At 30.4% G+C, this 25,420-nt stretch carries 25 protein-coding genes; 5 read left to right on the plus strand and 20 right to left on the minus strand.

Annotated elements, in window-relative coordinates:
* Positions 1-40: 40 nt before the first annotated feature.
* The 10 genes from scfB to CLJU_RS16685 all read right to left on the minus strand — a co-directional run bounded on the left by scfB (position 41) and on the right by CLJU_RS16685 (position 8,047).
* Positions 41-1,408: a thioether cross-link-forming SCIFF peptide maturase gene (gene scfB, locus CLJU_RS16640; RefSeq protein ID WP_013240004.1), complete on the minus strand. Its 1,368-nt coding sequence runs from the start codon at positions 1,406-1,408 to the stop codon at positions 41-43.
* An 85-nt stretch (positions 1,409-1,493) separates the two neighbouring features.
* A complete protein-coding gene (gene scfA, locus CLJU_RS16645) occupies positions 1,494-1,631 on the minus strand; it encodes a six-cysteine ranthipeptide SCIFF (protein WP_013240005.1) in 138 nt (45 codons plus the stop codon).
* A 98-nt stretch (positions 1,632-1,729) separates the two neighbouring features.
* Positions 1,730-2,098 (minus strand): TIGR04086 family membrane protein, encoded by a 369-nt coding sequence (locus CLJU_RS16650; RefSeq protein ID WP_013240006.1) that lies wholly within the window; start codon positions 2,096-2,098, stop codon positions 1,730-1,732.
* Positions 2,099-2,158: 60 nt separating this feature from the next.
* Positions 2,159-2,485, minus strand: coding sequence for a preprotein translocase subunit YajC (yajC, locus tag CLJU_RS16655; protein ID WP_013240007.1), 327 nt, complete (start codon positions 2,483-2,485; stop codon positions 2,159-2,161).
* A gap of 35 nt (positions 2,486-2,520) precedes the next feature.
* Entirely contained in the window at positions 2,521-3,645 is a 1,125-nt protein-coding gene (gene tgt, locus CLJU_RS16660; RefSeq protein ID WP_013240008.1) for a tRNA guanosine(34) transglycosylase Tgt, read from the minus strand.
* A gap of 15 nt (positions 3,646-3,660) precedes the next feature.
* Positions 3,661-4,686: a tRNA preQ1(34) S-adenosylmethionine ribosyltransferase-isomerase QueA gene (queA, locus tag CLJU_RS16665; RefSeq protein ID WP_023162180.1), complete on the minus strand. Its 1,026-nt coding sequence runs from the start codon at positions 4,684-4,686 to the stop codon at positions 3,661-3,663.
* 28 nt (positions 4,687-4,714) lie between these two features.
* Positions 4,715-5,761, minus strand: coding sequence for a Holliday junction branch migration DNA helicase RuvB (gene ruvB, locus CLJU_RS16670; RefSeq protein ID WP_013240010.1), 1,047 nt, complete (start codon positions 5,759-5,761; stop codon positions 4,715-4,717).
* Between the two features lie 13 nt (positions 5,762-5,774).
* Positions 5,775-6,371, minus strand: coding sequence for a Holliday junction branch migration protein RuvA (ruvA, locus tag CLJU_RS16675; RefSeq protein WP_013240011.1), 597 nt, complete (start codon positions 6,369-6,371; stop codon positions 5,775-5,777).
* A gap of 188 nt (positions 6,372-6,559) precedes the next feature.
* Positions 6,560-7,162 carry a hypothetical protein gene (locus CLJU_RS16680; RefSeq protein WP_013240012.1) on the minus strand — a complete coding sequence of 201 codons (603 nt, stop codon included), beginning with the start codon at positions 7,160-7,162 and terminating at the stop codon, positions 6,560-6,562.
* A gap of 60 nt (positions 7,163-7,222) precedes the next feature.
* Positions 7,223-8,047 (minus strand): ComEC/Rec2 family competence protein, encoded by an 825-nt coding sequence (locus tag CLJU_RS16685; protein ID WP_013240013.1) that lies wholly within the window; start codon positions 8,045-8,047, stop codon positions 7,223-7,225.
* A 316-nt stretch (positions 8,048-8,363) separates the two neighbouring features.
* On the opposite strand from CLJU_RS16685, the gene mltG reads away from it, so the two are divergent.
* Positions 8,364-9,158, plus strand: coding sequence for an endolytic transglycosylase MltG (gene mltG / locus CLJU_RS16690; RefSeq protein WP_242825685.1), 795 nt, complete (start codon positions 8,364-8,366; stop codon positions 9,156-9,158).
* A 476-nt stretch (positions 9,159-9,634) separates the two neighbouring features.
* Here mltG and CLJU_RS16695 read toward each other — a convergent pair whose 3' ends face one another.
* The 5 genes from CLJU_RS16695 to hflX form a co-directional block, all read right to left on the minus strand.
* Complete coding sequence (locus tag CLJU_RS16695) at positions 9,635-10,375, minus strand: YebC/PmpR family DNA-binding transcriptional regulator (protein ID WP_013240015.1); 741 nt, start codon at positions 10,373-10,375, stop codon at positions 9,635-9,637.
* A gap of 253 nt (positions 10,376-10,628) precedes the next feature.
* On the minus strand, positions 10,629-11,273 hold the full coding sequence (locus tag CLJU_RS16700; protein WP_013240016.1) for a YigZ family protein: 645 nt from the start codon (positions 11,271-11,273) through the stop codon (positions 10,629-10,631).
* A gap of 283 nt (positions 11,274-11,556) precedes the next feature.
* Positions 11,557-12,978, minus strand: coding sequence for a MocR-like pyridoxine biosynthesis transcription factor PdxR (gene pdxR / locus CLJU_RS16705; RefSeq protein ID WP_013240017.1), 1,422 nt, complete (start codon positions 12,976-12,978; stop codon positions 11,557-11,559).
* Positions 12,979-13,120: 142 nt separating this feature from the next.
* Positions 13,121-14,017, minus strand: coding sequence for a nucleotidyltransferase domain-containing protein (locus tag CLJU_RS16710; RefSeq protein WP_013240018.1), 897 nt, complete (start codon positions 14,015-14,017; stop codon positions 13,121-13,123).
* 155 nt (positions 14,018-14,172) lie between these two features.
* Positions 14,173-15,960, minus strand: a complete 1,788-nt coding sequence (gene hflX / locus CLJU_RS16715; protein ID WP_013240019.1) for a GTPase HflX — start codon at positions 15,958-15,960, stop codon at positions 14,173-14,175.
* Positions 15,961-16,268: 308 nt separating this feature from the next.
* Here hflX and hpt point away from each other — a divergent pair, with 308 nt between their 5' ends.
* Positions 16,269-16,790, plus strand: a complete 522-nt coding sequence (gene hpt / locus CLJU_RS16720; RefSeq protein ID WP_013240020.1) for a hypoxanthine phosphoribosyltransferase — start codon at positions 16,269-16,271, stop codon at positions 16,788-16,790.
* A gap of 51 nt (positions 16,791-16,841) precedes the next feature.
* Here hpt and yunB read toward each other — a convergent pair whose 3' ends face one another.
* Complete coding sequence (gene yunB, locus CLJU_RS16725) at positions 16,842-17,555, minus strand: sporulation protein YunB (protein ID WP_023162186.1); 714 nt, start codon at positions 17,553-17,555, stop codon at positions 16,842-16,844.
* Between the two features lie 81 nt (positions 17,556-17,636).
* On the opposite strand from yunB, the gene CLJU_RS16730 reads away from it, so the two are divergent.
* Positions 17,637-19,988, plus strand: a complete 2,352-nt coding sequence (locus CLJU_RS16730; RefSeq protein ID WP_013240022.1) for a transglycosylase domain-containing protein — start codon at positions 17,637-17,639, stop codon at positions 19,986-19,988.
* A gap of 77 nt (positions 19,989-20,065) precedes the next feature.
* On the opposite strand, the gene sigF is transcribed toward CLJU_RS16730, so the two are convergent.
* The 4 genes from sigF to CLJU_RS16750 all read right to left on the minus strand — a co-directional run bounded on the left by sigF (position 20,066) and on the right by CLJU_RS16750 (position 23,810).
* Positions 20,066-20,821 (minus strand): RNA polymerase sporulation sigma factor SigF, encoded by a 756-nt coding sequence (sigF, locus tag CLJU_RS16735; RefSeq protein WP_013240023.1) that lies wholly within the window; start codon positions 20,819-20,821, stop codon positions 20,066-20,068.
* Between the two features lie 9 nt (positions 20,822-20,830).
* Positions 20,831-21,259: an anti-sigma F factor gene (spoIIAB, locus tag CLJU_RS16740; RefSeq protein ID WP_013240024.1), complete on the minus strand. Its 429-nt coding sequence runs from the start codon at positions 21,257-21,259 to the stop codon at positions 20,831-20,833.
* A gap of 14 nt (positions 21,260-21,273) precedes the next feature.
* Positions 21,274-21,609 carry an anti-sigma F factor antagonist gene (spoIIAA, locus tag CLJU_RS16745; protein WP_013240025.1) on the minus strand — a complete coding sequence of 112 codons (336 nt, stop codon included), beginning with the start codon at positions 21,607-21,609 and terminating at the stop codon, positions 21,274-21,276.
* Between the two features lie 437 nt (positions 21,610-22,046).
* Positions 22,047-23,810: an Eco57I restriction-modification methylase domain-containing protein gene (locus CLJU_RS16750; RefSeq protein WP_013240026.1), complete on the minus strand. Its 1,764-nt coding sequence runs from the start codon at positions 23,808-23,810 to the stop codon at positions 22,047-22,049.
* 154 nt (positions 23,811-23,964) lie between these two features.
* On the opposite strand from CLJU_RS16750, the gene pdaA reads away from it, so the two are divergent.
* A complete protein-coding gene (gene pdaA, locus CLJU_RS16755; RefSeq protein ID WP_013240027.1) occupies positions 23,965-24,831 on the plus strand; it encodes a delta-lactam-biosynthetic de-N-acetylase in 867 nt (288 codons plus the stop codon).
* A 135-nt stretch (positions 24,832-24,966) separates the two neighbouring features.
* Entirely contained in the window at positions 24,967-25,380 is a 414-nt protein-coding gene (locus CLJU_RS16760) for an RrF2 family transcriptional regulator (protein WP_013240028.1), read from the plus strand.
* Positions 25,381-25,420 lie beyond the last annotated feature (40 nt).

Genomic DNA, 25,420 nt, shown 5'->3' on the forward strand with positions numbered 1-25,420 from the left:
TAAAGTAATATGATGTATTAAGTTTTTGTAAATGTTATTACTATTTTTTCAAAATTCTACTTTTAAGTGCAATGGCACACTCAATTCTCTTTTTCTGCATTTTGCATCCAAGACTGTAAGGTACGTTCATATCCTTATTGAAATTGTAATTATTAGCCTGACATCCGCCGCTGCAGTAAAATCTTGCCCAACATTTCTTACATTCAGGTTTGTTATATATGTGAGCAGCCTTAAATTGTTTAGAAATATCCTGCCTTAGGTTATCAATATCACTTAAATTTCCCATTTTAAAAGCTTCATTACCTACAAATTGATGACAAGGATATATATCTCCATCTGGTGTTATAGCTACATACTCATGTCCTGCCCCACATCCTGATATTCTTTTATATACACAAGGACCGCCTGCAATGTCTATATTAAAATGGTAAAACTTAAACTTTCCTCCTTCCTTGTTTCTTCTAATCATTTCCTCATATAATTTATCATATTGTTCATAAATAATCGGAAGGTCTTCTTCTCTAAGAGACAATGGATCATCCTCTGGAAGTACTACGGGTTCTACAGATATTTCATCAAATCCCTGATCTGCAAGATATTTTATATCTTCGAAGAAATCAATATTATTTCTAGTAAAAGTTCCTCTAGCATAGTATTGCTTAGACTTGTCCCTTATTTTTACCATCTTTTTTATTTTAGGAAGTATAGAGTCAAAACTTCCTGTACCATCAACCCTAACTCTTACTTTGTCATTTACTTCTTTTCTTCCATCAATACTTAGTACTATATTTCCCATGTTTTTATCAAGATAATCCATTATCTCATCATTTAACAGGGTAGCATTGGTAGTCATTGTAAATCTTATATTTTTGTTGTGCAGCTTTTCCTGCTTCTTAGCATACTCTACGATTTCCTTTACTGCATCAAAGGCCATAAGTGGTTCTCCACCAAACAAATCAACCTCTATATTCTTCCTAGGTCCCGATTTTTCTATAACAAAATCAATAGCCTTTTTTCCTATTTTTGCAGACATGAGTTTTCTGCGTCCTTTATACTCACCTTCATCTGCAAAACAATATTTGCATCTCAAATTACAATCATGGGCAATATTAAGGCATAATGCTTTTATAAATGAAGGTTCACTCTCATGCTTTTTTGCAATTCCTTCATATAAATCTTTAGAATACAACATTTCTTTTTCAATTAGCTGTTGTATCTCACCATAAGCCTCCACAACTTCTTCTCTTTTATATTTATCATTAAGAAGTTCTACCACTTTTTCAAGTTCTGGCAGTCCTTCATCATCTAAAATATCATATACTAGTTCATCAATTTCATGAAGTGCACCAGAGTTTACATCTATAACATATCTATATCCACCCTGGACAAATTTATGAATATTAGCCAAATTGTTCTCCTCCTAATAAAAGTGTATAATTTTTCATTATATAAATTTTAGGCAGTAACTATTTTGTTACTGCCTAAAATTTATATTAGTTTTCACAAGCTAAATTGGCAACTGTGCAAGAAGTTTTACATGCTGATTGACATGAATTAGCACATTCCTTACATCCTGGTTTTTTTAAACTTTCTTTTATATTAGCATTATTTAAAGTTTTTATATGCTTCATTCTCTAAGCTCCTCCAATTAATAAAGTTATCTGTTTGATTATAACATAAAGCTATAATAAAATAAAGTTGTCCATTAAATACGAAGTCTAAGAGATTCTCATAAGTTAATTGCGATCATACCTGATAAAGCTCCTACTATAAGGTCAAGTAGCAATCGTTTTACTCCATAGGAACTTATAGCTGCAGAGTTTCCAGAAATTATAGAAACTACATACAGTATAAGCAAATATAAAAGAGTTACTCCAATACCCACAAGCCATCCTTTTTTACCTATTCTTCGCACTGCATAAATAACTCCATACATTATACTAAGTATGTTTGTAATAACGTAAAATATGTACCTTACTCTTGAACCTATATCTACAAAAGTCATTATAACTGCAAAAATTAAAAGTAAAATAACTGTAATTATAAAACCTCTAAGAACTCCTTCCACTGCAGAAAGGTAATTACTACCTTTTTCCAAATCAAAGCACCTCCCATCTAATAGTATTTATGTAGATAAAAGGTGCTTTATACCTAATTTTTAAACTTCTTTTTTTTCTTCCTTTTTTTCCTCTATTTTCTTAGAAGAACTTTCTTGACTTTTAGGTTCAGATAGAATATTTAGTACTCCTGTTTTATCTAACTTTATTCTTACTCTATCCGGTCCTGTTTGAATAGTTATATTTCTGTCCTGGATATTTACAACTTTTCCTATTATGCCACCCTTAGTCATAACTTCATCATTAACCTTAAGGCTTTCAAGCATTGCATTATATTTCTTTTTTCTCTTGCTTTCTGGTAGAAATATAAGTAAATAAAAGATTACTACTATAAATAAAAGTGGTGCTAATCTAACCAATGAATCCAATTTTTTCACCTCCTTTTTTTAACAGAGTTTTAATTTTATTGATTCCATTGTTCAAGCTTTTCCTTTTTATATTTAGGGAAATAGTCTCCATCAATAGAATCTCTTATTTCTTTCATTAAATTATTATAAAAATACAAATTATGAAGCACACATAACCTCATAGCAAGCATTTCTTTTGCCTTAAACAAATGTCTTATATATGCCCTAGTGTAATTTTTACAAGTAGGACACTGGCATCCTCTGTCTATAGGGGAATCATCCAGCTGATATTTAGCATTTAAAAGATTTATTTCTCCCTCTGATGTAAATACATGAGAATGCCTTCCATTCCTAGCAGGAAGTACACAATCAAAGAAATCTACTCCTCTTTCTACTGCTTCAAGTATGTTTGCTGGGGTTCCAACTCCCATCAAATATATAGGCTTATCCTGTGGAAGGTGAGGAACTACTTTTTCTATAATTCTATACATTTCCTCATGAGTTTCCCCTACAGCTAAACCCCCAATAGCATATCCGTCTAAATTCATCTCACTTATTATTTTAGCGTGCTCTATTCTTATATCATCGTAGACACCGCCCTGGTTTATACCAAACAGCATCTGCTTATTATTTATAGTATCTGGCAAAGAATTCAATCTATCCATTTCAACTTTACATCTTTTGAGCCATCTTGTGGTTCTTTCAACAGAACGCTGAACATAATCTTTGGGAGACGGATTTTCTATGCACTCGTCAAAAGCCATAGCTACAGTAGATGCCAAATTACTTTGAATTTGCATACTCTCTTCAGGTCCCATAAATATTTTACTTCCATCTATGTGTGAATTAAAATATACTCCCTCTTCTTTTATCTTTCTAATCTTTGACAGAGAAAACACCTGAAATCCTCCAGAATCAGTTAAAATAGGTCTATCCCAATTCATAAATTTATGTAATCCACCAAGTTTTCTTATTATCTTATCTCCAGGTCTTAAGCTTAAATGATAAGTATTTGAAAGTTCCACCTGGCATCCAATTTCTTTTAAATCGCAGGTAGAAACTGCTCCTTTTATAGCTGCCAAGGTACCTACATTCATAAAAACTGGAGTTTGAACTACTCCGTGAGGTGTAGTAAATTCACCTCTTCTAGCACTTCCCTGTTTCTTTAGTAATTTATACATTCAAACACCTCAAATCTATTTTAAGAACATAGCATCTCCAAAGCTAAAAAATCTATATTTTTCTTTAACTGCACAGTTATATGCATTTAGTATTTTTTCTCTTCCACAAAGCGCACTTACAAGCATTATGAGTGTAGACTGGGGTAAATGAAAATTTGTTATAAGTTTATCTACTACTTTATATTTATATCCAGGATATATAAATATATCCGTCCAACCAGACTGTTCCCTAACTTTTCCGTTTTCATCTCCAATGGTTTCAAGTGTTCTACAGGAAGTAGTCCCCACTGCAATTATGCTTCCTCCTTTTTCCCTGGTTTCATTTATCATATCTGCAGTTTCTTTCGTCATACAGTAATACTCTGAATGCATATTATGTTCTTCTATATTTTCAACCTTTACAGGTCTAAAAGTTCCAAGTCCAACATGTAAAGTCAAGAACGCAAGTTTTATCCCTTTATCCTCTATTTTTTTCAGCAATTCCTTAGTAAAATGAAGACCTGCTGTAGGGGCTGCTGCAGAACCCTCTTCTTTAGAATACACTGTCTGATACATTTCCTTGTCCTCTAATTTTTCTTTTATATATGGAGGCAGAGGCATTTGACCAAGCCTATCTAGTACTTCTTCAAATATTCCTTCATATTCAAACTTAACAATTCGATTTCCATCTTCTTTCACTGAAACTATTTCTGCCTTAAGTTCTCCATCTCCAAAGTCAAACCTACTTCCTACCTTAGCTCTTTTTCCAGGCTTAACTAAAGTTTCCCAGGTGTCATCTGCATTTCTCTTTAGAAGTAAAATTTCCATTTTACCACCACTGCCTTCTTTTGAACCTATAAGCCTTGCTGGCAAAACTCTAGTATCGTTTAATACAAGGCAGTCACCTGGATTCAAATAATCCAATATATCTTTAAATACCTTATGCTCTATATCACCAGTTTTTTTATCAAGCACCATAAGCCTAGCTTCATCCCTTTGCATTAAAGGATGCTGTGCAATTAATTCCTCTGGTAAATAAAAATCAAAATCTGTAACTTTCAATATTTTCACTCCATTCATCTTGTGTAAATCACATTTTGTCGTCGAACAATGAAGACTGGTTAAAATTTTTTTTAGAATTTATACTTCTCTTTCTGTTAAAATGTCTATAAGCACTGTCCGATGCCACTCTACCTCTTGGGGTTCTTATTATAAAACCTTTTTGGAGTAGATAAGGCTCATACACATCTTGTATAGTATCTAACTCTTCTCCTATAAAATAGGCTAAGGTTTCTATCCCCACAGGTCCTCCATTAAAATTATCAATTATAGCTTTTAATATTTTATTGTCTATGCTATCAAAACCTTCGTTATCAACTTCCATCAATTCAAGAGCTGCTTGACTCGTTTTAACGTCTATTATACCATTTCCCTTAACCTCGGAATAATCTCTAACTCTTTTTAATAATCTGTTTGCAATTCTAGGTGTTCCCCTGGACCTTTTTCCTATTTCAAAAGCTGCATCCGTTTCTATTTTTACTTTAAGTATATCAGCTGATCTTACTATGATTTCACTGAGTTCATCTTCTCTATAAAACTCCATAGGACATAGTACTCCAAACCTATCCCTTAGTGGCGCTGTTAAAAGTCCCACCCTTGTAGTAGCACCTATCAAAGTGAATTTAGGTAGGTCCAATCTTATAGACTTTGCTGCAGCTCCCTTTCCTATAACTATATCTAGTGCATAATCCTCCATAGCAGGATATAATATTTCCTCTACACTTCTATTTAACCTGTGTATTTCATCTATAAAAAGTACATCCATATCATTTAAACTGGTAAGTATTGCAGCCAGGTCTCCTGCCCTTTCTATAGCTGGTCCAGAAGTAATTTTTAGGTTTCCTCCCATTTCCACAGCAATTATATTAGCAAGAGTAGTTTTTCCAAGACCTGGTGGTCCATAAAGAAGTACATGATCTAGTGCTTCCTTCCTATTTCTAGCGGCCTCTATAAATATCTTTAGTTTATCTTTTACCTTTTTCTGCCCTATATATTCATTGAGTCTCTTAGGTCTCAAACTATACTCATTTTCTGTATCCTCTTTAATGTTAAGGGGGGTAACTATTCTATCTTCCATACTATCACCTAACCTAATTCATTAAAAATTTAAGAGCTTTCTTTATCATATCCTCAGTAGAACTTTCTTTTGTTTTATCTATGGAAGCTAAGGCTTTATTTCCTTCCTTTTCCGAATATCCAAGTGCTATAAGAGCCTCCAAGACCTCAGAAGTATTTTGAGTTGCATTTATATTGTCAATATCATCCTCACTATTCGTAAGTTCACCTACATCTATCTTGTCTTTAAGTTCAAGTATGATTCTTTGGGCAGTTTTCTTACCTATTCCAGGTGCCCTTACCAAATTTTTTTCATCTTCAGATATTATAGCATATTTCAAATTATTTACGTCACTTATGGATAAAATCGAAAGTGCTGCTCTTGCCCCTATACCATTTATAGTAAGTAAAAGGTTAAACATACTCAATTCTTCTTTAGTTAAAAAGCCATACAATCCTATAAAATCTTCTCTCACTATCTGCTGCAAATACAACACTATATTTTCTCCTACCTTTGGAGTTTTTGCAATCGTACTGCCAGATGTATTTATTTTATAGCCAATTCCATTATTCTCAACTACTATATAATCTTTATTTACACCTTTATATATTCCCTTTATGTATTCATACATCTAAAATTCCTCCAAAATATAGAGACTTATTAAAATTAAGCAAAGCGTTATATTGTAACATATAATACTTTATCATTTTAAGTACTTTAGTTCAAGTACTGCAATTCACAATATGGAATTTGTTAAATAACAAATAATGATACTTTTTTCACTAACGTCAAAAAATATAGAAAAAGCCTCAAAGGCTATTATTCATAGTCTTCAAGGCGTGATTCTGCTTCATCTCTTGTATTACACTCAAAGTATTTATCTCCCTTAGTTAAAAGCCTTATATCTTCTTCTTTTAATTTGCTTGTCTTTATATCAGTTACATCTCTCTTTTCATTTTCTATAAACATATTCCCCTGATTGTCTGTCTTATATATAGCAATTAGACCATTCTTTATTCCAAGTACATATTTATTAGGCTCATATTTATCCACTTCTTTTACAAGTACTACTTCTTTTGCACCGAACTTATTAACCTTATATCCAGCAGTCTTGTATATATTTTCAACTTCATTTTTGCTTTTACCTGCTAATTTTCCAGCCAATTCTTCTTTTTCCGTCTTAAGTTCTCCACTTTTATTATATTTTATTTTAAATATAATTTTAGCTTTTTCAGGAACAGTTGTACTTATATTAGAATTTGTGTTTACAGTGTCATAAGTTTTATTTCCTTGTCTAACCTGTTTTATTTCTCTATTCATATTTACATTTTGAAATCCAACTACACATATGTAACAACTTAAACCTAAAATTAAAATAGTAAATATAACCAATACTACTGTACGAACTTTTCTATTATCCATAATATCCCTCCTTTTTGAATATTATGGACACTTATCCTAATTATATACACTATATTAGGATTATTTTAATTTTATAGTAGTATTATTTCTATCGGAAAATAGAATTTTATTTTTAATCACAATATTTCCCTGTCTGTCACTTCTCCATACTACAATCCCTTTACTTGCTAACCTTTTTTCAACTCGTTTATCTGGTGTATTTATTCCATCACTAGTTACAATTGCTACTTTAGGTTGTATCTTATTTAAAAATTCTACCATTGTGCTGGTATTAAGACCATGGTGCGGTACCTTTAGTACATCACATTTTTTTAGCTGTTTTGTCGTTATCATGTCATTTTCTTCTCTTTTCTCACAATCTCCCGCAAATAGATAATTCAAACCTCCTATTTTACCTTGAAGTACAATTGAATTGTTGTTCTCTACACTACCATCTTTATAGATAGGCCCAACAGCTTTAAGATTCACACCATAATGTTTCACACTCCAGCCTTTTCCTATGTATTCCACAGATACTCCCATTTTAAGCAATTTATCTGCTATAGAATATTTAATATTATTTTCATAGTCAGGTAAATATACTTTATGAGCCTTTGTCGACTTAGCTATATTATATATGCCATCATAATGATCATCATGATAATGAGTTAATATTATACCTTCTATTTTATTTACATTATTTGAATTTAAATATTTTATAACCCTATTAGTATAATATGCAGCTCCTGAATCTATTAAATAATTTTTATTACCTAATTTTATTAAAGTACAATCCCCTTGGCCTACATCTATAAAATGTACTTCACAAATACCATATTTAGCAAAAGTACTATTGTCCATGAACATTATAAGAATAACTACTATAACAATTAATTTTTTCTTCAAATTAATACAAGCCTCCATCCATTAGGCATTTGAAAAAATAGGGCAGTATACTGACTAGTTATTTCTTTGAAAATGCCTTAATTACTATATTTATTTTTTGTATAAAAATCAGTTATATTCTAAAATTTCACAAAAAATAATCTAAGGTATATAAAAGAAAATAATCAGTAAAATATACTAGCATACTGACTAGTTATTTTTTTAATATGCCTGAGTAAAATATGGTATACTAATAATAAAAATATTTAAACAATAAAAAGGAGTGAAGTTGTTCTTATTAACCTAATAATTTATGGTTGATATAGACATTATAATTATGAAACTTAGAAAAATCATATCTATATTCGTTGTTATTGTTTTAGCATTATACGGTTCATTTTATGTAAGGAATAAATTAATTAATAGGCATAATAGAGTTAACAGAGCTGTAGTAAAAGTTGTTATACCTGAAGGATATACAAATGAACAAATAGGAAAGACATTAGAGAAATCAGGATTAGTTACAGAAAAAGATTTTATGAATACAGCAGAAAACTGGTCAGATAACAATTACTGGTTTTTAAAAGGTCTTCCTCAGGACAAGCATAAGCTAGACGGTTTTTTATATCCTGCTACATATACTTTTGAAAAAAACACATCAAGTAAAGAAATCATAAATGAAATGCTTAGAACTTTTGAAACAAATATAGAACCAAGTAAAAGTTATATAACTAAAAATAATTTAAGCATAAGAAATGTTATAATAACAGCTTCTCTAATAGAAAAAGAAGCGCGAAAAGATGTGGACAGGCCAAAGATAGCCAGTGTTATTTACAATAGATTAAATAAAAATATGCCCTTACAAATAGATGCAACTATTCTCTACATAATAGGACATAAAGATAAAGTATATAATAGGGATTTAACTGTAAAATCTCCTTATAATACCTACTTAAATAAAGGATTGCCGCCATCTCCAATATGTAATCCAGGAACAAAATCCATAAATGCTGCAATGCATCCTGAAAGAACTAATTACCTTTATTATGTACTGGACACTAAAACCAATACACATGTATTTGCAGAAACCTATGCCCAGCATATTAAGAATGTGTCTTTATATGGAAAGTAAAAAAGTTTTTTCTTGAATAACATTTATATTCGAGAACGTGCCTAGATTTGTGTAAATCAAATCTAGGCACGTTCTCTAAGGGTTATCAACAAACATGCCTGAATATTCCTGCATTTCAGTTAACACAGTATCTAATTTTCCTTTATAAAATCTGCATATTCGTCCATGGGTGAACCTCCTTAAAAATCATTGTACCTAAAAGACTTCGCCACACTTTTCCTACTATTTGTCAAGTCTTTTTCAAGATTTTGATAAAAATTATTATATAAAAAAGAACAGGTATGTATTTTTTAACACACTCTGTTCCATAACTATAATATTTATTTCTTAACTTAATAACATTGCTCCTCATGTAAACTTTTTATATTCACATGAAAAATGGTTGTCATAATCAATAAGTATTAAAACTTAAATGTTTATCTGCGGTAATGACAAACATTCAAGTTTTTGCTATATGTAAAACTACTTGAAATCTTTTATCCTTCAAATTCTTCAGGGAATTCAGCATTGTGATAAACGTCCTGAACATCGTCATCGTCCTCAAGTTTATCTATAAGTCTTTGAACCTTTCCTGCAGTTTCCATATCAACAGCTACAGTATTGTCTGGTATCATTGTAATATCTGCAGACAGGAATTCAAAACCCTGTTCCTCTAGTTTTTCCCTTACTGTACCAAAGTCTTCTACAGTAGTAATTACCTCAAAGACTTCTTCTTCAGCAATAAAATCTTCAGCACCTGCATCTAATACCTGCATCATTATTTCGTCTTCATCCATGTCTTCTTTTCTCTCTATTACTATCTGGCCTTTGGCCTGGAACATCCATCCTACACAGCCGTTAGCACCTAAATTACCACCATGTCTTGAAAATGCTGCCCTTACATTGCTAGCACTTCTATTTTTATTATCAGTTAAAGCTTTTACTATCATAGCAACTCCGCTTGGTCCATAACCTTCATAGGATATTTCTTCGTAGTTTACTCCTGTAAGTTCTCCTGAACCCTTTTTAATTGCCCTCTGTACTGTATCCTGAGGCATATTATTTGCCTTAGCTTTTGCTATAACATCTCTTAATTTTGAATTGGAATCTGGATTTGATCCGCCTTCTTTAGCAGCGATTGCCAGTTCCTTACCTATTTTAGTAAATATCTTGCCTCTTTTTGCATCTGCTTTACCTTTTTTTGCTTGTATATTATGCCATTTTGAATGTCCTGACATACAAATTTCCCCCTAACTTACGGTTATAATTATTTATATTAATTATGCAAATTGTATTATATCATATAAAAGCTGTTAAACACAAATGTACCCTACCTATAATTAATCATTTAAGAATTGAATATTGCAAAGTTTTTAAAAGTTTAAAGCTGAAATATCAAAGTTCAGACAATGATGACTTCTTTCATACCTCAGGAAATCTATAATTTTAATATTTTCTGACGTTAGGAGGAAAATTATCATTATCTTCTATTTATTCTTTGATAAGCCTTGTATCAATCTTAAAATAAAATTCCTCATCTCCAACTATCACTTCACATTTCCCATTTGTCAGTTCTATAATCTCATTTATTAATTTATCTACATCTTCCGAAATATAGTTTATCGACACACAAATTTTTTCCGTATAGTCTATATTCTCTATATGAATCGACTTTTGTTCAAACATATATTGTAATTTTCCCAAAGTATCATACTCTATAAATATATCTAACTGACATCCTTTTACTTTTTCCACTATTCCAGATTCATCAATTGAGAGAGCAGCAGACTTTGTGTAAGCCTTTACTAATCCTCCTTTACCTAGAAGTGTTCCTCCAAAATATCTAGTAACTACTATTACCACATCTGTTATTCCCTTTTTCTTTATGACATCTAGTACTGGTATTCCTGCAGTTCCTTGAGGTTCTCCATCATCGCTGTATCTTTGTATATTCATTTTTTCTCCAATTACATAAGCATATACGTTATGTGTTGCTTTAATATTCTTTTCCTTTACTTTACTTATAAATTTTTTAGCCTCGTTTTCAGTATAAACTCTTTTTATACTTCCTATAAATATAGACTTTTTTTCCTCAAATTGACAACTAGCTTCATCCTTTACTGTAAAGTAACTCACAGATAACCCACCTTTCAAAATATCCCTCTAAACTATTTTAATATATACTATAAACAGAGTTCTTGGCATCAGATGGAGTTTTAACTCCATCTGATGCTTATTAACAGCCTTCTTAGTGCTTCAGCACTTAGAAGGCGTTATCCTTTAGGGAAAATCGTTATCCAGGGACGTAGCCGCTCTTTACTCACACTTGAAGAAAAGCAGATATCCCAAATCTTTGATTTGGTGATAGTCGCTTTCACAGAGTGCGTGGGAGTATTAGTGCGGGTAGTCATCGGACAAATTACATAATTATAAGTTCACTTAATATTTGAATTCCACTTTCTATATTTTTTTCATCCACATGTGAAAAACCAATTTTAAAGTACTTTTTACCTTCTGAAGGTACTTTATAAAACAACGTACCTGGTGTAATTAAAACTCTTCTATTTTTTGATTTTCTAAAAAGCTCTATAGAATCTATAACTATGTTCTGGTTTATTTTTAAATAAAAATGAAGTCCTCCACCTGGTTCTACAAACTCTACTTGATTTTTTAAATATTTATCTATACATTTTTTCATATATACATATCTTCTTTTATAGACTACAGTTAAATCATTTATGTAACTTCGCCACAAACCTTTTCTTATATATAAATCCAGAGCCCTTTGCATAAGACTGGATGTAGATATATCCGTATTTATTTTTGAATTTTGAATGCTTTCTTTAAATTTCTTAGGAGGTATCAAATATCCAATTCGTATTCCTGGCAAAAATATTTTTGAAAAGCTTTTTATATAAACAACCCTGTCACTACTATCTAAGCTTTTAAAACTACTATATTTTATACTATCATCATAAATTAACTCTGAAAGATAATCATCTTCTATTATATAAAAATCATATATATCGGCTAATCTGAGTATTTGCCTTTTCTTTTCATTGCTATAGCTTATCCCAGTAGGATTTTGAAAATAACTCATTGTATAAAAACATTTCACTTTGTTTTTTTTAAGTATTTTTTCAAGGTTGTCTATATTAATTCCATCTTTTTCAATAGGAGTTTCGATTATTTCAGTTCTTCTCCATTTAAATACAGATAGTGCCCCACTGTATGTTGGTTTTTCAACTATTACAGTATCATTTGTATTTAAAATAGCCTTTGAAACCACATCTATACCTTGCTGCGCTCCTGAAACTATAAGTATATCATCCTTATCTATATTTCCATTCCAGAACACATCACTTATACTATTTCTGAGTCCATCATATCCGAGAGATTCTTGACATATCAAAGCCGATGAGCCATCCCTATCCAGAACCTCATTTAAAACACTTTTAAAGAAACTTATCTGAAAAAATTCACCACTTGGAGTTTCTCCGGTAAAATCTATATAATTTTTTACTTCATCGCTAGATATCTTCTTCAGAACCTTTGAGTATTCTCTACTAAAGTTCTTATTTATATCCCTCTTTTTAGCATAAGTTCCACTGCCAATTTTTTGAGCAGCATAGCCTTCAGCTTGAAGCCTTTTATATGCATTTACCACAGTGATTTTATTTACATTTAAAAATTCTGCCATTTCTCTTATAGAAGGTAGTTTCTCCCCGTCTTCAATTTTATTTGTATCTATCAATTTTTTTATATGTTTTTCTATTAATAGATATTTAACAGTTTCTTCTCTATTTAGATTCACAAAATATTTATTAGAAATAAAATTCACTTCCCTGCTATAATTTACAATAGATAATTGACAGTTGTCAATTGTTAATTGTCAACTGTCAATTATCACAAAACATTCCTAGTGCTAAATTCTATTTTATAACAATAACTGCATTATGTTAATACAAATTTAATTTATCCAATTAAATAAAATATACATTTTCCTTAAATAATACAGTTCCATCCTTTAACTTATAGTTTCTCGTTTCTTTTTTAAGTATATTTCTTTCCCATAACTTATTTAATATTTCTTCCATATTTATATTGTAATGATAAAATAACTCATCATTTTTTATATCTTCTGAACTTAAAAAACAATCCTTTTCTCTCATATAATTTAATAATAACTTAGTCGTATTTCTTATATCTCTATTTACATTTTCTGTTAAATAATCTATAGTACTATTTATAGAATCAACTACATTTTCATTTTTAAAAAATAATTTGTCTACACATTTTTTAAAGTTGTCATTTAAATTCATAGAAATAGTCATAGAATCTTTACTTATCATATGTCCTGAAGAATTTACATATAATCTGGAAAACTCTTCAACAGAACGTACTGCAGCAATATATGCAGTATATACATTGTCATTTTGAAGATATTTTTTACATATACCCATACTTTTAAATAACTCTCCAATATAGTACATATTCCATCTTTCTCTATCTAAATCTGAATAATATCTTCCAGTATCATATTTTGAAGTTATTTCCTTATCCTTTGAAAATACCAGTCTGGATGAAGATATTATTCTAGATATAAATCCACCCTTTAAATTTTTTTCAGGCATCTGCAGGAAGTTACTCTTGCTTACAAGTTTAACATGAATTTGAATTCCCTTTTCTTCAGTGTATATGTTTTTAATACTGCCCCTTTTATTATCAAACACTACAAGTAAGTCGATATCAGATTCATCCCACAAATCGCCAGTGACCATACTCCCAAAAACCATAACTGCAAGGACAAAATCATTTGCTTTAAGTCTATCAATGGTACTGTTAAAAGCCTTTTGATATTGTAATATAGTTTTTTCCAATTTAGTCTCCCCCTTTTGGACTTTATGAACTTGAATTTCTATATATTATATAATATATTTTTATAAAAATTCAATGGTAAAATTATTTTTTTGCTATTTTACCAAAAAAGAGCATCTAATATTTTCATACTAATACTCTCTTTTTTAATATCCAATTATTTTGGGTTAATTATGAACTTCTTAAATTTATTGTATGTTTTTTCATCTACAAGTGCATTTACATAGGTGCCATCTTCCCTATAATCTTCATTCTTTACCTTACAATATTTATGAATAAATGACACTGCAGACTGTTCTGTATAAGGAATTAAATATTCTGCTTTTTTTATATTATGAGGAAGCATTTCCAATACTCTTTTCAAGAGCTCATCTAAATTTGTACCATATTTAGCTGATATAAATATTGCATTTGAATTTTTGTATCTATCTTTTATACCGCTCAATTTAGTATCTTCTAATTTATCAATTTTGTTTAATACGATAAGTACAGGTTTATCATTTACGTCAAGTTCGCTCAGCACTTCATTTACTGCATCTATCTGTTCTTCTGCATAATCGGATGATGCATCTACTACATGTAATAATAAATCAGCATATTGTACTTCTTCTAAGGTAGATTTAAATGCTTCTACCAGATCATGGGGAAGTTTTTTTATAAAACCTACAGTGTCTGTCACTGCAATTGTTCTACCATCTTCCAATTCCACAGCCCTAGTAGTAGTGTCCAAAGTAGCAAATAACATATCTGCTTCAAATACCTTTTCTTTATTTACATTTTCTCTAGTGACAGCTACTTCACACAACTTATTTCTTAAAGTAGATTTACCCGAATTAGTATACCCCACCAGTGATACCTTATTTATCTCATCTCTCTTCTTTCTTTGAGTTTTTCTAACCTGCTTTATTTTCTTCAGTTCTTTACTAATTTCATATATCTTTTCTCTTATATGTCTTCTATCGGTTTCCAACTTCTTTTCACCAGGTCCTCTAGTACCTATTCCTCCTCCAGTCCTTGAAAGAACTATACCGAGTCCTGAAAGCCTAGCTAACCTGTATTTTAGCTGTGCAAGTTCCACCTGTAACTTAGATTCCTTACTCCTTGCCCTTGAAGCAAATATATGAAGTATGAGAGTAGTTCTATCTATTACTTTTATTCCTAGGTTTTCTTCTAAGTTTCTAACTTGAGAACCAGATAATTCATCATCAAAAATTACTATATTTGCACCACTGAGCTGTGCAATTAATGCTATCTCACTTACTTTTCCCTTTCCTACATAAAAAGCAGTATCTATAGTGTCTCTTTTTTGAAGTATTTTTTCTAACACATTAACATTACAGGCTTTTGCCAGTTCTTTTAATTCATCCAAGCTGTCTTCAGTATCTGTGCCCACAAGTAATGCTCTCTCTCCTGCTTCCTGCAGCACATATTCATCATTCATCGACTTTTCTATTTCATTTACTTTTTGTACTATATTAAAGTTAACTGCGTCCTCTAAAGTAAGCTTTTCTGAAACTTCACTTATAACTTCTCCATCTTTTACCTTACAAAATCCTATGGTAATACCCGTAATTCCATCCTTGTCAACCCCTATAGCCGCTATACAGTCTAATCTTAATTTTACTAAAGCTGAAATATCAATTTCGGAAAGTCTTGAATCTCCATTAGGATGGGTATGTACTATCCTAATACCACAGAGTTTATTTTGGTTTCCCTCAATTTCAGTAATACTCACAGTACTACTATCTCCAACAGATATGCTTACGATTATTCCTCTTTTATCAATTGCCAGGCTTAATTCTCTATTTAAATAAGTAGTAATTCTAGAAAGCACTTCTACAATTTCCCTGCTGCATATGCTTTCTTTTGAAACTCTTATATCATAAATCTTTTCCAATTCATCTAATGTCGAATTTTTTATTCCTTCTGTATTTCCATATATCAAAATATCATCTCCATATCTATCAATTCACAGTTTACAATTTCAGTAGGTTTTCTATTACAACAGAAAATAGTCCTTAATTGTGAATTGTTCATTATAAATTGATCACTTCATATTATTTTTATATTAAATTAAAATTTTGTATGCACAAAAATTGAGTTTATAGCTATCGTATAATTCTATACTAAATAAAAAACATTGTAAACACATTACTTCATGTCATTGAAAATTTTCAGAAATCTTGTTAATATTGATAATATAATTTTATATTATGGCAATCATTAATTTAATATACACCATGGAGGAATATTATGGAAAACAAATCGAAAAACATATTGATATCCCAAGAACGAATTGGAAAGAGGATAGAAGAAGTAGGTAAAATAATAACCACTAAATATAAAGATAAAAATTTATATGTATTATCCCTTTTAAGAGGAAGTTTTATATTTACAGCAGATTTAGTAAGACAAATAAAGCTTCCTGTAAAAATAGGATTTATGACAACTTCAAGTTATGGAAATTCTGAAACATCATCTGGTGAAATAAAAATTGTAAATGATATATTAGACGACCTGAAAGGGTATGATGTTTTAATTGTAGATGACATAACAGATACAGGTATTACTATGGACTTTGCTATAGACCATGTAAAATCTCTAGGTGCTTCCAGTGTAAAATGCTGCGTTCTTCTAGACAAACCTGACAGAAGAAAAATTTCATTGACCCCAGATTTTTGTTGTTTCGAGATTCCCGATGTATTTGTTGCAGGTTATGGATTAAATTATGGAGATTATTATCGGAATGTACCTTACATATTTAACTGGGAATAATTTTGTTTAAATAATGGCAAAGCTCTTTTTAACATTGAGCTTTGCCATTATTTAATTACCGGATTTTAACTTAACTCCAGTTTTATCAAGACCTAAATCTATGGCTGTTTCTGGTACTTTTCCCACTATAATTGTTTCTGATATGGGCACTTCATTTTTTACTTGTATATCCTCACTTCCAAAAGGAATCATCACCCTCATGTTTGTCTTTACCTGTACACTTATTTTATGTCTAGCTTGATTTATACCTGCACTTTCAAAGCTTGACAAATATTTAGTCTCTATGTAACCTATAGGCTGCATCCTAATTGTAATGCTAGGTCCAAAAAACGCTAGCAAATTGTTTTTCATTATATATCCCATAGGAATCTTCAAACCAACTTTTCCTACATTTCTTAGCTTGTTTTGGGATTCCAATGCCACATCGCAAGCTATTTTATTCATTTTTAGTGTATCTGCTCTAACCATAACTATATTATCTTCCTTATCTTTTTCCACCTGTATAATATCTTTATAAGTAAATTGTTTTGAATACTCCTGCATTATAACTGAGTTTATAGTTTGTGTAACTACAGCTCTTATTTCTACATCTGAAGCTGTAATTATAGCAGGAGTTATCCTTGAATTTACAAAATAAAGACACATTACTGTGGATATAGTTATAACAGATATTATTAATATAATTTTGATTTTCTTAATGGGAACTTTAAATTTTTTTATCTCTTCCACATCCTTATGATTTGATACATAATATATATATGACAATAACTTCGTGTATTTACCTAAAGATTTAATTTATGTTATAATAATTTAAAAAATGTACACTTCAAAATAAGGAGGAAATTTATGGTCAAAAAGCGTAAAAAGGCTCGAAAAAAGGTTTTTAAACATGGAGCTGCAATTTTATGTGGATTATTAGCATTGGTATTTGCTGCAGCATTGGGTTTAACTGCAGCTGTTATAAAAAATTCTCCTCCACTAGACATAAGCCAAATATCGAATTTAAACGAACCTTCCGTTCTATATGATGATAAAAATAATTCAATGGACGTACTAGTTACCCCACAGCAAAGGACGGTAATACCTTTTAGCAGTATGCCCCAAAATTTAAAAAATGCTTTCGTAAGTATAGAAGATGAACGATTTTATAAACATAAAGGCATAGACTTAAAAAGACTCATAGGTGTAGTATTTATAGATATTAAAAGCAAATTTAGTGGAAATACTGGAATTCAAGGTGCATCTACCATAACCCAACAATTAGTTAGAAATATATATTTATCTTCTCAAATATCTTATAAGAGAAAAATGCAAGAAATATATCTTTCCTTAAAACTTGAAAAGAAATTGAGTAAAACTCAAATACTTGAGGCTTACATGAATACAATTTATTTAGGAGGAAGAGCATTAGGTGTTGAAGCTGCTGCTAAACAGTACTTTGGCAAATCAGCAAAAGATTTAAACTTAATTGAATGTGCTTTTATTGCAGGTATGCCTCAAAGTCCTTCTGTATATTATCCTTATTCTCCTACAGCTAAAAAAAATCCATCTATATATTTAAACAGAACTACTACTGTAGTAAAAAAAATGTATGAGAATGGATATATATCAAAGGATCAGTACACAACTGCTGTAAATGACATTGCAAATGGTAAACTGGATATAATGTCTCAACCTACTGTAAATAATGGATATAACAATGAATGGTTTACTGTACCTGTTATAAATGCAGTAAAAAAAGATCTAAAATCTAAATACAAATATACAGATGAACAGATTGAGAATTTACTTATGTATGGTGGTTTAAAAATACATACTACTATGAATAAAGACCTACAGGAAAAAACTGAAAACACCTTAAATAGCGACAGTATTTTTAATTCTTCATCTCCAGATAAAAATGGAATAGTTCAACCTCAGGCTTCTGCTGTAGTCATGAATTATCATACAGGTGAGGTAAAGGCGCTAGTTGGTGGAAGGGGAAGCCAGCCAGCCAGATCTTTCAATAGAGCTGCATCTGAAAAATATTTAAGGCCTTCTGGTTCCAGTATAAAACCTTTAACTGTATACAGTCCTGCTGTAGATTCACAACAATTTACTGCAGCTTCTACAGTAGATTCTTCTCCATTATCACCTGAACTTGCCAATAAATATGCTTCTAATGGAGAACCTTATAACCCTAAAAATGATGAAGATACTGATTTCGGAACTGTAACTTTAAGAACTGCCTTAACTAAATCCTTAAATACGGTAGCCGTTAAAGTAGAAGATAGAATGGGTTTAAAAACTGGAGCTGATTATGCAGAAAAATTTGGTATAACTTTAGACGAGCATGATAGATCCAGTATAGCAGCACTTTCCCTTGGAGAGCTCCATCACGGTACAAATACACTTTTGATGTCTGCTGCCTATGGGACTTTTGGAAATTCTGGAAAATACACTACTCCAAAACTTTACACTACAGTAGTAAATAGAAATGGTACAGTTTTACTTGATAATAAAACTCAAACTAAAAAAGCACTTTCTCCACAAAGTGCCTATGTGCTATATCAAATGTTAAAAGGCCCTGTAAGTGCAGAAGGAACTGGTAGCAATGCTAACTTAGGAGATATGCCTGTAAGTGGTAAAACAGGTACTTCTGAGGATAGAAAAGACCTGTGGTTTGTAGGACTAACCCCTTATTATTCCGCTGCAGTGTGGATTGGTAATGATGATGATTCTGTATTAGATGGCTCCTTAAGCAGTAATTCTGCAGCCCAACTTTGGGCTAATATAATGTCTCCTTTCCATCAAGGTTTAGAGGCAAAAGATATTGAAATGCCAGATGGAGTTGTAACTTCTCCTATATGTTCTAAATCAGGAAAACTTCCTGTTTCAGATTGTCATACAGATCCTACAGGTAATAAAGTTTATACTGAATATTTTATAGATGGAACAGTTCCCTCAGATTATTGTAATGTATCTCATTCATGGAATGCACTTGATAACTTACCTGAGAATAAAAGCAAAAAAAATAATGCTTCTAATAAAAATAACTGGAATTCTGATAGTAATACAAATGATAATCCTAATAATACTAATACAAACACTAATACAACTACTGATACAAACACTAAAGATAAAAAAGACACTACCAACGATGAAAACTCAAAGGATGTTAATAATTTACCTACTACAATTCCTAGTACAGGAAATTAACTTTATACTGATTTAATTTAAAGGGGATGTTCAAAGCAATTTAAAAAATTGCTTTGAACATCCCCTTTTATCTGATGTTAACCTGTTAAAATTTCTCTCATAGTTTTTAACACTTTTTTTTCAATTCTAGAAACCTGTACTTGATTTATACCTAGCATCTTTGCTACCTGTACCTGAGTTTTATCTTTAAAATATCTCAGCATTATAATTTGTCTCGATTTCACATCTAAATTGTTCAAAGCTTCTTTAAGTGCAATTTTATCCACCATCTCTACATCTTCCTTTGGATTTTCACTTATCTTATCTATCAAAAGCACTGGTGAACCATCATCTTGATGTATAGTATCATACAGATACTGCAAACTGCTAGCAGATTCTGTGGCAAAAATCAGTTCTTCTACTTCTACTCCAGAATACTCTGCTAATTCCTGTATTGTAGGTTCTCTATTTAATTTTTTAGTAAGTGCTTCTCTGTCATAGTGGATTTTTTTTGCAGTATTTTTTACACTTCTGCTTACTTTTATCATTCCGTCATCCCTTAAGAAGCGCTTTATTTCCCCTAATATCATGGGTACAGCATATGTAGAAAATTTTACATTGTATTCTTCATTGAAATTATTTACTGCTTTCATAAGTCCCATACAACCTATTTGAAATATATCTTCATACTCGTATCCCCTATTTAGAAATTTTTTACTTATAGATGCCACTAATGGTAAATTCAATTCTACCAATTTATTTAGGGCATCTTTATCTCCTTTTTTTGCATATTTAATCAATTCCAAATTATCATTATAACTATATTTTAATTTTTTTGCTGTTTCCTCACTCATACTATTCACCTAACTTAATGAATTAAAAACTTTTTTCATAGTTAATCTTGTCCCTTTGTTTTTTTCAGATTCTACTTTAAGGGAGTCCATAAAAGTTTCCATTACAGTAAATCCCATACCTGATCTCTCAAGATCAGGTCTTGAAGTATAAAGGGGTTGTCTAGCGAGTTCTATATTTTCTATACCTACACCTTGGTCTTCTACTATCAACGTAAGTTCTTTTTCTTTAATAAAGGCTTGAATTTTAACTACACCTTCTTTATTTTCATAGCCATGAATAATAGAGTTTGTAACTGCCTCTGAAACTGCAGTTTTTACATCTGCCAATTCCTCCACTGTAGGATCAAGTTGTGACACAAAAGCTGCTACTGAGACCCTGGCAAAGCTTTCATTTTGTGATTTACTAATAAACTCTATTTTCATACTGTTATCGTACATAATTTATCCCCCCATTAAATATTCTGAAGTGCTTCCGCAACGCTGTCATAAAGTCCTATAATTTTAAACATACCTGAAAGTTCAAATACTCTTTTTACTGAATTGATTGCGCCTACAATACATACGCTGCCATCTGCAGAATTTAATTTTTTATACCTTCCTATTACCACCCCTATTCCAGAGCTATCCATAAAGCTTACTCCTGAGAAATCCATTATCAACTTGTTTAAACTCTCTCTATCCAATCTGTCATCTATTTTATTTCTGACTTCTTCTGCACTATGATGATCTAGTTCTCCTCTCATATAAACTATAAGTTTATTGTCCTTTACATTAAATTCCAAATTCATATATTATCTAAAGCTCTACTAAAGCTATACTAAATAAGGTACCTGCCATATATAGCCTCAGCGTTAAAATCTCAATTTTAACTTTAATTTACCATATAACAATAAAGGCGTATTGTTATATGACTGAAATTCATACTAAGAATTTTAGTCATATGCATAAATAATGCATAGTCCGAGCCAGACACTTTTACCCCCCTTCTTTCATTTTTAATCTAGAGTTACAATAAACCAAAAATGTGTACATATAGTTGTAATTTTTAATTAGTAACCCTCCGTAAAGTCAAAACCTGTACTTTAATACTATTCTCCATTTGGAATAATTTTCCTTCTTTTTTTATTAGTAATTTTACTATTTATTTTTACCACCTATTATGTTTTTAAACACATATTGATAATTTTTTTAGTAAAATTTAAAAAGATAATTACCAAATATGAACTCAGCAATTATCTTTTATCTTTTCTACAATCTCAATTTCCTTATCTGTCAGTCCAAAAAAATCATACAGCTTTTTTTCTATATTATTTTCTCCTCCAAAATCAATAGAAGGAATACACAATTTCATTAGATTATTAGGGTAATACTCATATAGATTTTCTCCTAATTTTTTTGCGAAAGTTTTAAAGTAAAATTCATACAAAGGACTGTTTAATATATTTAAAAGTATTTCATAGGTAAAAGGTACATTTTTTTTTAATACTAAGGAATATATATCTGCACTAAAATAGCTTCCCTTGTCAAGAGCAAATCTATTGTCACAGGACTTGTATGGGAACACAATTTTCTTTTCTTCAAAAATTTCCGGTTTTCTCCCCCATTGAAGTTCATACCACTTTCTTGTTCCTTTTTTACATTCTCTTCTTTCCATAAGCCTTTTTTTGTACTGCTCTATATACTTTATAGCATTAGGACATTCTGTTTCATTTTCTATTAAATTTGAGTATATAATAAATTTTTCACCTTTAATTACTTCGTTTTTTCGTATATGGCTACTTTTTATCCAGGGTTTTATTAACCTTAATTCAATTTTTCTACTATTTATTATGTCTCTATCAACTATAAAAGCCCTATCACATCCCGTTATTATACCCTGACAACTATGGCATATATCCTTTAAAATAAATTTACTTTTTTCTTTTATTTTATCTATTATATTTTTCTCAACTTCGTCAACAAATACCCATCCATCATTATTTATAGACTTTTGAGAAATAGAAAACTTTTTGCATTTTTCAGATTTATCTAAAAACAAGGAATCAAGAAATTTATTTTTTTCATTTTTTTCAATTTTATTGGGTCTTATGATTTCTATATTATTGTTCCAATTTTTTGTTCTTACTAAAAATATTATCATTGGGTCTATACCTACTCTTTTAAAAGGTCTTATACCATAAAAATCTATAATTTTATAAATAGAGGTATTTTCAATTAAAAACTTTCTAAGTTCTTTTCCGCTGCAAGATTCACAAAAATACCTAGAAGTAACAAAAACCAGTTTTCCTCCCTCCTTTAAACACTTTAATGATTTTTGAAAAAAACAGTAGGATATGTCTCCTTTGTCTCTATATATACTTCCATATATTTTTCTTAAAACATATGAATAACTAGAATCTACAGATTTATGTCCTATATACGGAGGATTTCCTATAAACACATCATATTTTCTATCTATATTTTCCACTAGAAAATCCTTTACTTGAAAATTTTTTTCACTAAACTGATTGCTAATCAAAAATAAGTCTATTTTTAAAACTTTTATTGCAGTTTCATCTATATCAAATCCAAATAGATTGTTACGTACTATATGGTAACTTATATCTTCTAGTTTCAAATTTAAATTGTTTTTACTATTTATAACTTCAATATTCTTAATAAATATTCGATTTAAATATAGAAAGCACTTACAAATTAAATTCCCAGATCCACAGGAAGGATCTATTATTTTTATAAATGGATTTCCAATTACATCATTGACATTTATCAAGTTTTTAACCATAAATGCTGCCATTTCCGGAGGAGTATACACTACTCCATTTTTTCCATTCATAATTTTCTGTTTATAGTATTCTTCTGAAAAGCTAATTTCTTTCTTCATATTAGATTTTTGCTTATAAGTTTCTATAAAATGCATCTTCTCTTCTACATCTATATTTTTTTTAATAAAATTGTAAATTTGTTCAACATCTTCAATAAAACTGTTCATATTTTTGTCTCCATACTCAATATATGCATTACAGGGAAACATCGCTATACAACGTTTCCCTGCTATAATTTTCTTACAATCTCTATTAATCTCAAGTATAAATTATTAAATTAAGTATACCATAAAATATATCTTATAAGGTAGGTGATTATATTTGAATAAAAAGTTTGTGTCCATATTTCTCCTATGTACAATTTTTCTATGTCCTTATAGTGTTAAAGGCTACCAGGTAGGAAAAATTACTTTAACAAATACAAAAAGCATAACTACTCTAGATGATAATAATGCTCCTTCTAGGTTAAAAAATCTAAACACTCAAAACTTAGATAGAAGAGAAAAAAATTGGTTTTTCAAGCCTAATAATTCTGGTATGCCTTCAGAGGAACCTGCAGATATACTAAAACTCTTAAACAAATACTCTGGATATTATTTAGGAGATACTTCAAAAAAAATACTTTATCTTACTTTTGACGAAGGTTATGAAAACGGATATACTGCTAAGATGTTAGATATATTAAAATCCAACAATGTTAAGGCCGCTTTCTTTGTTACTACCCCTTATATAAAAGATAATGCGGAACTTGTAAAAAGAATGGTAAATGAAGGGCACCTAGTATGCAATCATTCAGAAAAACATCCTTCAATGGCAGATGCTGCAAAAGATCCTATAAGATTTGAAAGAGAATTTACAGTAACAGAAAATACTTATAAAGAAATTACAGGTAAAGAAATGCCTAAATTCTTTAGACCTCCTATGGGAAAATACAGTGAATTATCCTTATTCTATACCAAGCAATTAGGATACAAAACCATATTTTGGAGTTTTGCCTACAATGATTGGAATAGACAAAAACAGCCTTCACCTGTGGAAGCAAAAAAAATGATAAGTCGCAGGACTCATAATGGAGCCATTATTTTACTTCACGCAGTATCAAAAACAAACTCTGAAATACTGGATTCACTTATAAAAGACTGGAAAAATAAAGGGTATGTTTTAGAGGGTTTGGATAAATTGCCTTAAAAATATCTTTTCTAACTATATTATACTTTATAATGTTCTGTAAATTAGGTATAATTAACTTGTATATAACTGTATGTTATACCTAATTTACATTATTTTGAACTAGGTAAATATATTTATGTTTGGGGAGATATTATGAAAATTACACAGGAATCAGATTATGGATTTAGAGTTGTACTTTATTTGTCAAATTTGGGGTACGGTAAAAAAATTGAAGCCAAAACCATAGCTAAAGATCAAAATGTGCCTCTAAGATTTCTTCTTAAACTTTTAAGAAAACTGACTCAAGCGGGTATAGTAAAATCCTTCAGAGGAGTTAATGGAGGCTATGCTTTAAATCGTATGCCTGAAGATATTACTTTAAGAAATATTATTGAGGCTATAGATGGGCCTATTTACTTAAACAGATGCCTATACGATACGGAGCATTGCAATGCCCATAAAAAAGGACATTGTGGTGTGCACAATGCTCTTTCAAAGGTACAGGGTACTCTAATTAACGAACTAGAGAGTATTAATTTTAAAGATATAATGGAAGATAAAATTTAAAATTTTAAGGCCATTGATAACTAAGTATCACACAGCCTTA

It is taken from the genome of Clostridium ljungdahlii DSM 13528 (assembly GCF_000143685.1).
GTDB lineage: Bacteria > Bacillota > Clostridia > Clostridiales > Clostridiaceae > Clostridium_B > Clostridium_B ljungdahlii.